The 13,592-nt window shown below is 72.1% G+C and carries 14 protein-coding genes; 9 read left to right on the forward strand and 5 right to left on the reverse strand.

Going from position 1 to position 13,592, the window contains the following annotated elements; translation table 11 throughout:
- Nucleotides 1-16: 16 nt before the first annotated feature.
- Complete coding sequence (locus ABZV93_RS01115; RefSeq protein ID WP_354928345.1) at nucleotides 17-676, reverse strand: pentapeptide repeat-containing protein; 660 nt, start codon at nucleotides 674-676, stop codon at nucleotides 17-19.
- A gap of 31 nt (nucleotides 677-707) precedes the next feature.
- Nucleotides 708-1,265, reverse strand: coding sequence for a hypothetical protein (locus ABZV93_RS01120; RefSeq protein WP_354928348.1), 558 nt, complete (start codon nucleotides 1,263-1,265; stop codon nucleotides 708-710).
- A 141-nt stretch (nucleotides 1,266-1,406) separates the two neighbouring features.
- On the opposite strand from ABZV93_RS01120, the gene ABZV93_RS01125 reads away from it, so the two are divergent.
- Entirely contained in the window at nucleotides 1,407-2,978 is a 1,572-nt protein-coding gene (locus ABZV93_RS01125; protein WP_354928351.1) for a glycoside hydrolase family 76 protein, read from the forward strand.
- Nucleotides 2,979-3,023: 45 nt separating this feature from the next.
- Here ABZV93_RS01125 and ABZV93_RS01130 read toward each other — a convergent pair whose 3' ends face one another.
- On the reverse strand, nucleotides 3,024-4,232 hold the full coding sequence (locus ABZV93_RS01130) for a serine hydrolase domain-containing protein (RefSeq protein WP_354928354.1): 1,209 nt from the start codon (nucleotides 4,230-4,232) through the stop codon (nucleotides 3,024-3,026).
- A gap of 250 nt (nucleotides 4,233-4,482) precedes the next feature.
- On the opposite strand from ABZV93_RS01130, the gene ABZV93_RS01135 reads away from it, so the two are divergent.
- From ABZV93_RS01135 to ABZV93_RS01155, 5 genes are read left to right on the forward strand one after another with little or no spacing between them, the layout of a single operon-like run.
- The gene (locus ABZV93_RS01135; RefSeq protein WP_354928356.1) at nucleotides 4,483-5,694 is read left to right on the forward strand and encodes an FAD-dependent oxidoreductase; all 1,212 of its coding nucleotides are present in this window, start codon (nucleotides 4,483-4,485) and stop codon (nucleotides 5,692-5,694) included.
- Nucleotides 5,691-7,568: an FAD-dependent oxidoreductase gene (locus ABZV93_RS01140; RefSeq protein WP_354928359.1), complete on the forward strand. Its 1,878-nt coding sequence runs from the start codon at nucleotides 5,691-5,693 to the stop codon at nucleotides 7,566-7,568. The genes ABZV93_RS01135 and ABZV93_RS01140 overlap by 4 nt, the downstream gene beginning before the upstream one ends.
- The gene (locus ABZV93_RS01145; protein ID WP_354928362.1) at nucleotides 7,565-8,524 is read left to right on the forward strand and encodes a dihydrodipicolinate synthase family protein; all 960 of its coding nucleotides are present in this window, start codon (nucleotides 7,565-7,567) and stop codon (nucleotides 8,522-8,524) included. Before ABZV93_RS01140 ends, ABZV93_RS01145 begins: the two co-directional genes overlap by 4 nt.
- Complete coding sequence (locus tag ABZV93_RS01150) at nucleotides 8,521-9,522, forward strand: proline racemase family protein (RefSeq protein ID WP_354928365.1); 1,002 nt, start codon at nucleotides 8,521-8,523, stop codon at nucleotides 9,520-9,522. Before ABZV93_RS01145 ends, ABZV93_RS01150 begins: the two co-directional genes overlap by 4 nt.
- Nucleotides 9,523-9,542: 20 nt before the next feature.
- Entirely contained in the window at nucleotides 9,543-10,223 is a 681-nt protein-coding gene (locus ABZV93_RS01155; protein ID WP_354928368.1) for a GntR family transcriptional regulator, read from the forward strand.
- 24 nt (nucleotides 10,224-10,247) lie between these two features.
- On the opposite strand, the gene ABZV93_RS01160 is transcribed toward ABZV93_RS01155, so the two are convergent.
- Nucleotides 10,248-10,826: a helix-turn-helix domain-containing protein gene (locus ABZV93_RS01160; RefSeq protein ID WP_354928371.1), complete on the reverse strand. Its 579-nt coding sequence runs from the start codon at nucleotides 10,824-10,826 to the stop codon at nucleotides 10,248-10,250.
- Nucleotides 10,827-11,007: 181 nt separating this feature from the next.
- Between ABZV93_RS01160 and ABZV93_RS01165 the strand changes: the two genes are divergently transcribed.
- Together ABZV93_RS01165 and ABZV93_RS01170 are read left to right on the forward strand one after the other, a co-directional pair.
- A complete protein-coding gene (locus tag ABZV93_RS01165; protein WP_354928374.1) occupies nucleotides 11,008-11,466 on the forward strand; it encodes a nuclear transport factor 2 family protein in 459 nt (152 codons plus the stop codon).
- A gap of 40 nt (nucleotides 11,467-11,506) precedes the next feature.
- The gene (locus tag ABZV93_RS01170; RefSeq protein WP_354928377.1) at nucleotides 11,507-12,499 is read left to right on the forward strand and encodes a phosphotransferase; all 993 of its coding nucleotides are present in this window, start codon (nucleotides 11,507-11,509) and stop codon (nucleotides 12,497-12,499) included.
- Here ABZV93_RS01170 and ABZV93_RS01175 read toward each other — a convergent pair.
- Nucleotides 12,484-13,035 carry a TetR/AcrR family transcriptional regulator gene (locus ABZV93_RS01175; RefSeq protein ID WP_354928380.1) on the reverse strand — a complete coding sequence of 184 codons (552 nt, stop codon included), beginning with the start codon at nucleotides 13,033-13,035 and terminating at the stop codon, nucleotides 12,484-12,486. The two genes, ABZV93_RS01170 and ABZV93_RS01175, sit on opposite strands and share 16 nt — an antisense overlap.
- A gap of 83 nt (nucleotides 13,036-13,118) precedes the next feature.
- On the opposite strand from ABZV93_RS01175, the gene ABZV93_RS01180 reads away from it, so the two are divergent.
- Nucleotides 13,119-13,580 carry a nuclear transport factor 2 family protein gene (locus ABZV93_RS01180; protein WP_354928383.1) on the forward strand — a complete coding sequence of 154 codons (462 nt, stop codon included), beginning with the start codon at nucleotides 13,119-13,121 and terminating at the stop codon, nucleotides 13,578-13,580.
- Nucleotides 13,581-13,592: the final 12 nt, after the last annotated feature.

The following is a 13,592-nucleotide window of genomic DNA, read 5'->3' on the forward strand; positions in this document are numbered from 1 at the left end:
GAACGGCCGGCCGGCGTCACCCGGCGGGTTCGAGGTGGCCGACGCAGGTCTGTGGTTGCCCGGATGAGCGTGAGCCGTCCGGGCACACCACGTCCGACCACACGGTGTCGGTGAGGTCGGCGTCCTCCAACCGCGCGCCGGTGAGGTCGGAGTCGACGAACCGGGCGCCGGACAGGTCGGCGTCGCGCAGGTCCGCTCCCGTCGCGTCCGTCCGGGCGAGCACCGACTGGCTCAGGTCCGCGGCGTTCAGGCGTGCCCGGATCAACCCCACGGCCGCGAGGTTGGCGCCGCGCAGGCCGGCCCGGCGCAGATCCGCGGCCCCCAGGTCGACGCCTCGCAGCGTCGCCGTCTCAAGGTCGGCGTCGGTGAGGTCGGCACCGGACAGGTCGACGTGGCTGAGTCTCGCGGCGGTCAGGCTCGCCCGGTGCAGGTTGGCCCGGCGCAGCGTCGCCCGGCTGACGCGCTGGTCGTCGAGGGTCGCACCTTCGAGGTTCGCGCAGCGCATCGTCCGGCGGCTGAGCGAGGTGCCGGGCAGCGTTCTGCCGGACAGATCGGGGCCGGCCTGGGCGCGGGGACAGTTGCGTCCGTGGCTGCCGGACCCGCAGGCCACGAGCCCGCCGGCGAGTGCCACGAGTACGACACACAGCACCACCGCACGCGTTCCCCCGTACCGCACCCGACCAGTATCGACGCCCTGCTCGGACCCGTCACAGCCTCGCCACGAAACCGTCCGTGGTCGCCACCACCTGGCGGAGGATGTCGGCCGAATTGACCGGATCGGCCTCCGTTTCCAGGCCGTGATCGGCACCGGGAATCTCCAGCACCTCCGCCTTCGTCGACCGGGCCAGGTCGCCGTTCCAGGTGGGGTCGCCGGTGCCGCCGACCAGCAGCGTCGGTGCCGTGGCCGCCGTCAGCGCGCCCGTCACGTGCCCCTCGCCGCACAGCGGGGTCAACCAGATCGCCGGGAGGTTCCGCTCGACCGCGACCGAGGCGGCGAACGTACCGAGCGACTTGCCCACCAGCAGCAGCCGTTCGGCCTTCTCCCGGTCCAGCGCCGCGTTCGCCTGGTCGCACACCCAGCCGGCGACCGCCACGCGGTCGGACAGTGCCGGCGGCTCCCACCACACCTCCTGCACCGTCCAGCCGCGGGCGTGCAGGATCGCGCCGGTGAAGTGCAGCAGCGGGCGGGCCGGAGTGTAGTAGCCGCCGGGCAGGACGATCGCGACCCGAGCGGGGTCGGCCTCGAACCGGTTCTGGTCAGCCATGCCCCATTGTCGCCACGGTGGTGGCGCTGCCGAGCCATGGCGTATCCGAGTCCGGCCAGTTTGCCGGTGATGATCTTGTGGGCGTACGCGCACCGCGCCTAGATTCCCCGGGACCGCTCCGCGTCCTGCCCAGGAGGCTCCGTGTCCAGAACACCGTCCCGGTCATCCCACCTGTTGCCGCGGATGCTGGCTGCGGCCGGCACGCTCGCGCTCGGGTTCGGAGTTGTGACCGGCACCGCCGCGGCGGCGCCGCAACCGGTCCGCGTGGCGCCCGCGCACCCGGCGGCGAAGGCGGTCACGGCCGCCCAGCTCCCGGTCGCGACCCTCGCCGCCCCGGTCTGCGGGACGCTGTGCGACGGTGCTCCGGTGACCCAAGCGCGCGAAGACCGGTTGGCCGACGGAGCGACCATCTACGGACGCTCGATCGAGCTGCACATGTCCGACCTGGACGCGATGGGCTGGGCGAGCATCAACAACGGCGACCCCACCGACGAAGTGTGGCTGGACCGGTCCTACGACGGCGGGAAGACGGTCGCCGACACCAAGCTCGGCGACGCGACCATCCCCGCGGGCAAGCGCGGCACCACCACCGCGATGTTCAACGTGAACGACCCGGACAACCGGCGCACCGGCGTACTCCGCGCCTGCGGCAAGGCCGGCAACCGCGACGACGTGCGGTGCACCGCCTGGACCGGCGTGGAACGCCCGAGCACCCAGGGGACACCGACCAAGCGTGCGGTGGAGGCGCTGGTCAAGCTCTACAACCGGGACACCGGGCTGTGGAAGACCACCGGCTGGTGGAACTCCGCGAACGCGCTGACCGCCGTCCTCGACTACCAGCTGGCCACCGGCGACCGGTCCTACGACTGGATCGTCGCCAACACCTACGACAAGAACCTGCACGCCCAGGGCGGCAACTTCACCAACGACTACGTCGACGACACCGGCTGGTGGGCGCTGGCGTGGATCAGGGCGTACGACCTGACCGGGCAGCAGCGCTACCTGGAGACGGCGAAGTTCGACGTCGACTACATGTGGAGCACCCGAGACGACGTCTGCGGCGGCGGTGTGGTGTGGAACGTCAACCAGCGTTACAAGAACGCCGTCACCAACGAGCTGTTCGTCAAGGCCGCGGCGAGTCTGCACAACCGCATGCCCGGTGACAGCGAGTACCTCGACCGGGCGCTGAACATCTGGCAGTGGTTCCGGGCCAGCGGGATGATCAACGCCGACAACCTGATCAACGACGGCCTGGACGGCACGACCTGCCAGAACAACGGCGGAACGACCTGGACCTACAACCAGGGCATCGTGCTCGGGGCCCTGACCGAGCTGGCGGCGGCGACGAAGGACCACTCCTACCTCACCCAGGCGCGCGAGCTCGCCGACGCCTCGACCGGCAGTGAGTTCCTCAATCCCGACGGCGTGCTGACCGAGCCGTGCGAGGCGAACGGCTGCGGCGCGGACGGGCCGACGTTCAAGGGTGTCTACGTCCGCAACCTCGGTGAGCTGAACGCGGCGCTGCGCGGCCGGCCCTACCAGCGGTACCTCCAGCGCCAGGCCACCGTGTCGTACCTGCGTGACCGCAACCGCTTCGACCAGTACGGCGTGCACTGGGCCGGGCCGATCGAGGCGATCAGCGGAGCCACCCAGCAGAGCGCGACCGAGGCGCAGATCGCGCCGCTGTCGGGACGCGGGCCCGCCAAGGGCTGACGCGGATCCGCGGTCGACCAGGGCTGAACCCGGCCTACCAGGCCCTCAGTCGTCGAGGGTCTGGTAGACCGAGGTCCAGAAGTCGAGGTAGATCTCCGACAGCTGCGGGAACCCCGACCGCTGGGTCATCAGGATCGCGGTGAGTCCCTCACGCGGGTCGGAGTACCACGACGTGCCGAGGCCGCCGTCCCAGCCGAACTGCCCGGGTACGGCGGACGGGGAGTCGCGGCGGGTCACGACGGACAGGCCGAGTCCCCAGCTCCTGCTGTCGAAGTAGCCCGGGTAGAAGCCCGACTCCTCCTTCACCCGCGGCGTGAGGTGGTCGGTGACCATCGCCTGGATCGTGGTGCGGGACAGGATGCGCTCGTCGCCGTACCGCCCGCCGGCCAGCATCATCTGGCCGAACGCGGCGAAGTCGTCGACAGTGGAGACGAGTCCGCCGCCGCCGGACTGGAACGCCGGCGGGGTCGCCCACTGACCACCGGCGGCCGGGTCGTACACCCGCAGGGCACCGGTGTCGGGATCAGGTTCGTAGCTGGTGGCGAACCGGTCCAGCTTGTCCGCCGGGACACTGAACGCGGTGTCCTTCATGCCGAGGGGCTCGAAGATCCGGCGGCGGAAGAACGTCTCCAGCGACTGACCGGAGGCGCGCTCGATGAGCACACCGAGGATGTCCGAACCGGTGTTGTACATCCAGCGCTCGCCGGGCTGGTACATCAGCGGCAACGTGCCGAACCGGCGGATCCACTCGTTCGGCCCGGGCAGCTCGCCCGGCCGGGGCGGTCCGTCACCGATGCCGGCCTCGGCGATCGCGTCCTGGATGGGGTAGCTGCCCGACGGTGCGAAGAAGATCCCGAAGCCGAGCTGGAACGTGAGCAGGTCACGCACGCTGATCGGCCGGTTCGCCGGCACGGTGTCGCTGATCGACCCGTCGATCCGCTTCAGCACCCGGCGGTCGGCGAGCTCCGGCAGCAACGTGTCGACCGGGTCGTCAAGGCGGAGTTGGCACTCCTCGACCAGGATCATCGTCGCCACCGCGGTGACCGGCTTGGTCATCGAGGAGATCCGGAAGATGGTGTCCCGCGCCATCGGGGTGCGGCCCTCGACCTCGGTGAGCCCGATCGCGTCGACGTGGGTCTCACCGCGTCTGCTGACCAGGGTCACCACTCCGGGCGCGAAGCCGCGTGCGACGTGGCCGGCCATCGTGTCGTGCATCCGGGCCAGGCGAGTCTTGGACAGGTTTCCCGTGGTCATGTGCGGTCTCCTCGTGCCAGCTGGGCAGATCCGGCCACCGCGAGAACGTCGACTCGTGCGGCTGCGCGACCACCTTACGGGGCGGCGCCCGGGTCCCGGAACCTCACGCGCGACGGTCCACTCGCAACTAAGACGTCACTGTGTCCTACGTCGACGGCTCGGCGGGTCGGCCGATCGGGAGCGCGGCCGGTTCCTGCCACCCCGACCTGCGCCGGGGTGGGCGGGCACTGTGATGTGACATGGTACTGCGGTGCCTGATCTCGGACCGCCCGCCGACGTGGTGATCGTCGGTGCCGGTGTGGTGGGCGCTGCCTGTGCCTACTACGCCGCGCGGGCGGGGCTGGACGTCGTGGTCGTCGACGCCGGCACGATCGCGGGCGGCACCACCGGGTCGGGTGAGGGCAACCTGCTGGTCTCGGACAAGGAGCCCGGGCCCGAACTCGACCTCGCGCTGACGTCGCTGCGGTTGTGGCACGAGCTCGCCGAGGACCTCGCACCGGCCGACGTCGAGTACGATCCCAAGGGCGGGGTGGTCGTGGCCGAGACGCCGGACGGCCTTGTGGCGTTGACGAAACTGGCCGACGCGCAGCGTTCGCGCGGTGTCCTCGCCGAGCAGGTGGACGGCGCGGGCCTGGCCGAGCTCGAACCCCACCTCGCACCCGGCCTCGCCGGCGGCGTCCACTACCCGCAGGACGCCCAGGTGCAGCCGATGCTCGCGGCCGCGTGTCTGCTGCGGCGCGCCCGAGAGCACGCCGCCCGGGTGCACACCGGCGTCCGCGTCACCGGCATCGACCAGGGTGCGGACGGCCGGGTCACCGGGATCGTCACCACAGCCGGGCGACTGGCCGCCGGAGCGGTCGTCAACGCCGCCGGAACGTGGAGCGGCGAGGTCGCGTCCCTCGCTGGGGTGCCGCTGCCGATCCAGCCGCGCCGCGGGTTCATCCTGGTCACCGAGCCACTGCCGCCGCTGATCCGGCACAAGGTCTACGACGCCGACTACGTGGCCAATGTCGCCAGCAGTTCGGCCGGTCTGGAGACGTCCACCGTGGTCGAGGGAACTCGCGGGGGCACGATCCTGATCGGCGCCAGCCGCGAGCGGGTCGGCTTCGACCGTGCCCTGTCGGTGCCGGTCCTGTCCCGGCTCGCCGCCCAGGCGATGCGGCTTTTCCCTTTCCTGGACAGGGTTTCGGTCATCCGCGCGTACCGCGGCTTCCGGCCCTACCTGCCCGACCATCTGCCGGTCATCGGACCGGACCCGCGCGTGGAGGGTTTGTTCCACGCCTGCGGGCACGAGGGTGCGGGCGTGGGCCTGGCGCCGGTCACCGGGTCGCTGGTCGCGGCGGCTCTCACCGGGACCGAACCCGCGGTCGGCCTCGGGCCGTTCCGTGCGGACCGGTTCGACGCCGTTCCGCCCGGAGACGTGGTGGAGTACGAAGAACAGCCGGGGGAGGTACGCGCATGACCGATGACAACGGTGCGCCGGCGCCGCGGGCGCGGTCCGGGCAGCTGGTCGTGGACGGGCAGCCGGTGGCGTTCGACCACGGGCAGACCATCGCGGCGACGCTGATCGCGGCCGGCCGGACGTCGTGGCGTACCACCCGCGAGGGCCGGCAGCGCGGGATCTTCTGTGGCATCGGGGTTTGCTTCGACTGCCTGGTCACCGCGAACGGGCGCCGGGTGCGCGCCTGCCTGGAACCCGCCCGTCCGGGTGACGTGGTGACCACCGGGCCGGTGAGCCCCGACGTCGCCGAGCCGGCGGGCGAGTCGGCGAGCCGGACCGGATCGGCGCCGCCCACCAGGTGCGACGCCGTGGTCGTCGGCGCGGGCCCGGCCGGTCTCACGGCCGCGAACGCGATGGCCGAGCACGGGCTGTCCGTCGTCCTGCTCGACGCCGGGGAGCGGCCCGGCGGGCAGTACTACCGGCACTCCGCGCAGGGTGCCTCGGGCGCGGCCGCGAGCCCGCGCTTTCGCACGCTGCGCGTCGACCTGGACCGGCACGTGGTCGCCGGGCGGATCGACTACCGCCCCCGCCACCAGGTGTGGACACTGGAACGCACGCCCCCGGCGATCCCCGCGCCCGCGGCCGCGCGGCCTGCCGACCCGGTGTGGACGGTGCACGCGGTGGCGGAGGGACCCGAGCCCAGCCCCTCGCGGGTGGTCGCGCCCGCGGTGGTCGTGGCCACCGGCGCGTACGACCGTCAGATCCCCTTTCCTGGTTGGGATCTGCCTGGTGTCGTCGCGGCCGGTGGCGCCCAGGCTCTGCTCAAGGGGAGTGGTGTGGCGCTCGGCGGCCCTGCAGGTCGGGTGGTGGTCGCGGGCAGCGGGCCGTTCCTGTTGCCGGTGGCCAGCGGGCTGGCGCGGGCCGGCGTGGAAGTCGCCGGGGTGTACGAGGCGAGCCGGGCGCGCGTCTACCTGCGCCACGCGCGGACGCTGGCGGGACAACCGGCCCGGTTCGCCGAGGCCGCGGGGTACGCCCGCGACCTGGCCCGGCACCGGGTCCCGTACCGCACCGGCCACGCGGTGGTCGCCGCGCACGGGGAGGAACGGCTCGCCGGCGTCACGGTCGCGCGACTGGACACGGAGCGCCGCCCGGTCGCCGGCAGCGAACGCCGCGTCGAGTGCGACACGCTCGCGGTCGGGTACGGCTTCACCCCGCAACTCGACCTGTTGGTCGAGGTCGGCTGCGAGGTCGGGACGGGCACGTGCGGCACGCCCGCGGTCGCGGTGGACGCCGACCAGCGGACGACGTGCGCCGGCCTCTACTCCGCCGGTGAGACGACAGGCGTCGGTGGCGCGGCCCTGGCCCTGGTGGAGGGGGAACTCGCGGCGCTCGCGGTGGCGGCCGCGTCAGGGCGGCCGGTCGAGGAGCAGCGCAAGGCGCGGTTGCTGCGGCGCAAGGACAGGTTGCGCGCCTTCGCCGACGTGCTCGACGCCGTACATCCGATGCCGTCGGCCTGGTTGGACGACGTGCCCGACGAGACGGTGCTGTGCCGGTGCGAGGAGGTTCCGGTCGGCGCGGTCCGGGCGGCGGTCCGCCACCTCGGTGTCGTCGATCCTCGCTCGGCGAAGCTGCTCACCCGGGCCGGGATGGGCTGGTGCCAGGGCCGCACGTGTGCCGTGCCCACCGCGGCGTTGGTCGGCCGGCTGACGGGTTCGCCACCGGGCGTCGGCGACGTCGCGGCGCTAGCCCGCCGGCCGGTCGCCCAGCCGGTGCCGCTCGGCGTTCTCGCCTCCCTCGCCGACCCACGAAGCGCGCCCGAAGCCGTACCCGACGACTCCACGCCTGCCGAGGACTCCGTGTCCAGCGACGAAACCCCCGGAGGAACAGCCCGATGACGACGCAGACCCAGCCCGCGACCACGCCCGCGATCCAGGCCGACCCGCCCAGTGAGCCCTGGCACGGCGTGCTCGTGGCGACCGCGCTGCCGTACCAGGACGACCTCACCGTCGACGACGACCGGTATGCCGAGCACGTGCGCTGGCTGGTCGACAACGGCTGCGCCGGGGTGATCCCGAACGGCTCGCTGGGGGAGTACGCCTCGCTCACCGACGAGGAACGCTCAGCGGTCCTGCGTACCGCGCTCAAGGCGGTGCCCGACGCGGCCGTGGTGCCCGGCGTGTCGGCCTACAGCGCGCAGGCCGCCCGGCGCTGGGCCGAGGACGCCGCGGAGGCCGGGGCACCTGCCGTGCTGTGCCTGCCGCCGAACGCCTACCGCGCGGACGACCGGATCGTGCTCGCGCACTTCGCCGAGGTCGCCAAGGTGGGCCTGCCGGTCGTGGCGTACAACAACCCCTACGACACCAGGGTCGACCTCACCCCCGAACTCCTTGCGCGGCTGCACGGTGAGGGCCACATCGTCGCCGTCAAGGAGTTCAGCGGCGACGTGCGGCGGGCCTACCAGATCGCCGAGCTCGCACCCGACCTCGACCTGATCATCGGCGCCGACGACGTGGCGCTCGAGCTCGCCGTCGCCGGTGCGGTCGGCTGGATCGCGGGTTTCCCGAACGCCTTCCCCCGCGAGTGTGTGCGGATGTACGACGCCGCGCGGGCCGGTGACCTGGCCACCGCACTACCGCTGTACCGCACGCTGCATCCCCTGCTGCGCTGGGATTCCAAGGTCGAGTTCGTGCAGGCGATCAAGCTGTCCATGGACATCGCGGGCCGGTACGGCGGTCCGTGCCGGCATCCGCGGCTGGCGCTGACGGCCGAGCACGAGGCGGTCGTGCGGGCCGCGACCGAGCAGGTGGTGGCGGCGTTCGACATCGCGCCGGCTGGTGAGGCGCGACGATGAGGACCCGCCACCTCTTCCACGCCGTCGACTCCCACACCGAGGGGATGCCGACCCGCGTGATCACCGGCGGCGTGGGTGTGATCCCGGGCGCGACGATGTTCGAACGCCGGCAGCACTTCGTCGAGCACCTGGACCACCTGCGGACGTTGCTGATGTACGAGCCCCGCGGGCACAGCGCGATGAGCGGGGCGATCCTGCAGCCGCCCACGCGCCCCGACGCTGACTTCGGCGTACTCTTCATCGAGGTGTCCGGCTGCCTGCCCATGTGCGGGCACGGAACCATCGGGGTGGCCACCGTCCTGGTGGAGACCGGCATGGTCCCGGTGGCGGAGCCGGTGACGCAGGTTCGGCTTGACACCCCGGCCGGACTGGTGGTGGCCGAGGTCGCGGTGGCCGACGGGGTGGCCCGCGGTGTGACGTTGCGGAACGTCCCCGCGTTCGCCGCCGGGCTGGACCTGTCGGTCAAGGTGCCGGGCCTGGGGGAGGTGCCCTACGACCTGGCGTACGGCGGCAACTTCTACGCCATCGTGCAGACCGAACGCGTCGGGCTCACCTTCGACCGCTCGAACAAGCAAGCGCTCCTTGACGCCGGGCTGGCGATCATGGCGGCGATCAACGAGACCGCACCGCCGAGCCATCCGGAGAACCCCGACATCGCCGGCTGTCACCACGTCTACCTCGCCGCGCCCGGCTCGAACGCCCACCGCTCCCGGCACGCGATGGCGATCCATCCGGGCTGGTTCGATCGTTCGCCCTGCGGGACCGGGACGTGTGCGCGGATGGCGCAACTGCACGCCCGCGGGCACCTCGAGCTCGGCCGCGACTTCGTCAACGAGTCCTTCATCGGCACGACCTTCGTCGGCCGGCTGCTGGCGGAGACGACCGTCGGCGGCCTGCCCGCCGTGGTGCCGACGGTGACCGGGCGGGCCTGGCTCACCGGCACCGCGCAGTACTTCCTCGATCCGGAGGATCCGTTCCCGCACGGGTTCTCGCTGTGAGCGCGGTGAACGGAACCAAGATGAACGGGACCGACACGAACGCGCCGGAACTCCCGTCCCTGCGGGGGTTTCGCAGCCTGCGCGACGAGGTGTCCGCTGCCCTTCGCGCCGCGCTGGTGTCCGGCCAGATGCGCCCGGGCGTGGTCTACTCCGCGCCCGCGCTGGCCGCGCGGTTCGGGGTGTCCGCGACGCCGGTACGGGAGGCGATGCTCGACCTGGCCCGGACCGGCCTGGTGGAAGTCGTACGAAACAAGGGGTTTCGGGTCACCGAGGTGTCCGAGGCCGAGCTGGACGACATCACCGAACTCCGCCGGCTGATCGAGGTGCCGACCACGGCCGGGCTCGCGGGCAAGGTTCCGGCCGAGGTGTACACCGAACTCCGATCGCTCGCGCAGGCGATCGTGGACGCCGCCCGGGCCGGTGACCTGATCGGCTACGTCGATGCGGACCGGCGGTTCCACATCGACCTGTTGCGGCTGGCCGGGAACGCAACCCTGGTGGACACCGTGGCCGACCTACGGGAACGCACCCGACTGTTCGGTCTGGAAAACCTGGCCGAACGCGGTGTGCTGGAGGCCTCGGCCCGCGAACACCTCGCCCTGCTGGATTTACTGGAAGCCGGCGACGGCGAGGCCGTGCGGGTACTGATGCACCGGCACCTCGGTCACGTCCGCGGCACCTGGGCCGGCCGCGCCGAGTAGCGCCGCCACCCAGGCTCGCAGCGGCTACGTGCGCGGCCGGCGGGTTCGCAACCCGTCCCGGACGACCGTGAGCGCGCGGGCCGGGTCCGCGGGGGTGTGGTCACCGGAGGCGTGCTGGGAGTGCAGGATCCCGGCGAGGAGTGCCAGGAGGTCGGCCGCGGTGACGTCGGCGCGCACGTCGCGGGCGCGCTGGGCCCGGGCAAGCAGCAGGTCGAGTTGGGTACGGAGTTCGGCGGCGGTCGCGCCCAGCCGGGCGCGCACATCGACACCGGCTCCGGTCAGGGCGTCCACGAGGTCCTTCTTCGGAGCGGCCTCGGTCACCATCAGGTCGACGAACTCGAACAACGCCTCCCCGGGGTGTTCGGCGTCCAGCCGGGCGCGGGCGGCGTCGACCAGGCGTTCGAGCCGTTCCTGCACCACCGCCTCGAACAACGCATCCCTGGTCGGGAAGTGCCGGTAGAGCGTGCCCGGACCGACCCCGGCCCGCCGGGCGATCTCGTCCATCGGAACGCTCAGTCCGCCGGTGGCGAATGCCTGCGCCGCCACCTCGACCAGGCGTGCCCGGTTGCGCCGGGCGTCGGCGCGGACACCTGGTTGCCGCATACGTACTCCTCTGTGTCGCCGATCCGGCCGCCGCGACCGTTGCAAACGGAGAGTTGTCTCCGTTAAGGTTCCGGGACAACCGGAGATCGGTCTCCGATTCTATCCACGCCCGGCGTGCAGACCCGGTGCACACCCGGTGCGGGCGCCGCGTGAGGCGTGGACGTGACGTGGAGGAGTGAACATGGACAGCGACAACCCGGTCAGCGCACGCGGGACGGTCGAACAGTTTCTCGAGACGACTGTCAGCGGACGGATGGGAGACCTGGCGGACTTCTACGCGCCGACGGTCGTGATCGAGATGCCGTTCGCACCCGAGGTGCTCTACCCGGCTCGTACGGAGGTGACCCGCGAACAGCTTCGCGAGCGATTCACCGCCGGGGCGTCCTCGCGCCGGTACACCCGTCTGGACAACGTGCGGATCCACCAGACCGAGGACCCCGAGACGGTCGTCGTCGAGTACGAACTCGAGGGCGTCACCGTCGAGACGGAAGAACCCTTCCGCCTGAAGTACGTGATGGTCATGACCATCCGCGACGGACTGATCGTGCACAGCCGCGACTACGCCGACCCGCTCGCCGGTGCCCGCGTGCTCGGCAGATTGCCCGAGCTCCTCTCCTCGCTGGCTGAGCCGGCTCGTTAACCGCTCGCGTGCTGAGTTCGGCCGCTGCCAGTATCGGGGGATGACAGATCGGGAGCCGTCCGCCCGGCAGGACGAGCCGCACGTCGACACGTTGCACGGACGTGGCGGCAACCGGCTGCTGTGGCGGGACGTTCCGGGCCCGCTCCGCGCCGAGATCGAGTCCCGGCTGGAGAGTCCGGTCGTCGCGGCGGCCAGCAAGGAGGGCGGGTTCTCGCCCGGGCTGGCCTCGGTGCTCCGGCTCGCCGACGGGCGGCAGGTGTTCGCCAAAGCGGTCAGCTCGGCGCTGAACCCGGTCTCGCCGAGCATGCACCGCCGCGAGGCCGCGATCTCGGGCCGGCTTCCCGCGTCCGCCCCCGTCCCGAAGCTGTTGTGGTCGCACGACGACGGCGACTGGGTGGTGCTGGTGTTCGAGGCGCTGGCCGGTGATCCGCCCACCCTGCCGTGGGTCCCGGCCGAGCGGGATCGCGTACTCGCTGCCCTGGCCGACCTCGCCGCCGCGATGACTCCGGCACCGCCCGGGTTGGACCTACCCGCGATCGACGTTCTGGACGAGGACTTCTCCGGCTGGCGCTGCCTGCTCGACCGGCCCGATCCGCGGCTGGCCGAGGTCGACCCCTGGGCCGCCGAACGCCTCGCCGACCTGGCCGCGTGGGAGACGCGCTGGCAGGCGGCCGCCCAGGGTGACACGCTCCTGCACGGAGACATTCGTGCCGACAACGTTCTCCTCACCGGCGAACGCGTGTACTTCGTCGACTGGCCGGCCGCGACGGTCGGCGCCGCCTGGGTGGACCTGGTGCTGATGCTGCCCAGCATGGCCATGCAGGGCGCGGGCGAACCCGAGGAACTGCTGGCCGGCCACCCGCTGGCCCGCACGGCCGACAAGGATGCGGTCACCGCCGTGATCGCGGGGTTGGCGGGCTACTTCGTGTCGAGGTCGCTGCAGCCACCCCCGCCCGGGATCCCGACGGTGCGGTCATTCCAGCGAGCGCAGGGCCTCGCGTGCCTGCGCTGGCTGCGTCAGCGCGGGCTGTGACCTCGGGCGGGACCTTTCCCGCCGCGCCGCATGCGGGGAGCCGCCGCTGCGTCGGCCCCCTGCACGCCCAGGAGACGGACCAGGCTGACCCGCAGTGCTGCGGTGGCGGCCCGCGCCGACATGCGTCCGGTCCGGACCTCCTCACCGGCTGCGTGCCCCAGTGCGATCACCGCCGTGACCAGCCAGTGCGGGCGCAGACCGCGGTCGATCTCGCCGGTCCGCTGCCCGCGCCGGACCAGTCGCAGCAGCCGGTCGACGAACGGCTGGTGCCGTTCCTGGCCCGCACCCGGGTCCAGGTCGCCGGGTGCGATCCGCAGGAGCAGTGGATATCGCTCGAACGTCTGCCAGCTCGTCTCGACCAGGCGCAGCAGCGCGTCCACCGCCGGACCCTCGTCCAGCCTGACCGCGTCGATGGCGGCGAGTGCCTCCGTACTGATCCGGTCGACGACGGCGGCCAGGAGAACCTCCCGCGAGGGGTAGTGCGCGTAGACCGTCTGCCGGGTCACACCGGCCGCCGCCGCGATCACGTCCGACACTGCTGTAAGAGTTGAACCGCGACGACGATCCTGCGAGTCGGCTCGCGATCGCGAGAGCTCAATCAGGGAAGGCGGAAGCAGAGATGACCGTACGTACGAATCCCGACGAGCAGGGGCCGCCCGAGTCGCTCGGGTCCTCCGAGTCGTTCGGTCCGCCCGACCCGGCGCGCGTTGGTCCCGAGCAGTTCGTCGCCGAGTTCTTCACCGCGTTCACCCGCGACCTGCTCGGGGGCGAGGACGTCGAGACGGTGCACGATCGCTACCACACCGAGGATGTCGTCGAGATCGTGGACGGGAACCGATGGGACCGGGACAGGCTGGTCGCCCACCTGCGACCGGTACACCGAAACCTCGGCGACTTCTCCTTCCACGTGCACGAGGCCGTGCGCCGCGGCAACCGGATCGCTGCCAGACTCACGTTCCACGCAGTGGTGCGCGGAAACACCGTCGACACCGAGATCGCCCTGTTCGGTGAGTTCACCGACGACGGCCGGCTACGCCGCTCCCACCAGCTCACCCGGACACTGACCGCCGGCCGGGACTGACGGTCGACCCGG

Source organism: Actinopolymorpha sp. NPDC004070, assembly GCF_040610475.1.
In the GTDB taxonomy this organism is placed as follows: Bacteria; Actinomycetota; Actinomycetes; order Propionibacteriales; family Actinopolymorphaceae; genus Actinopolymorpha.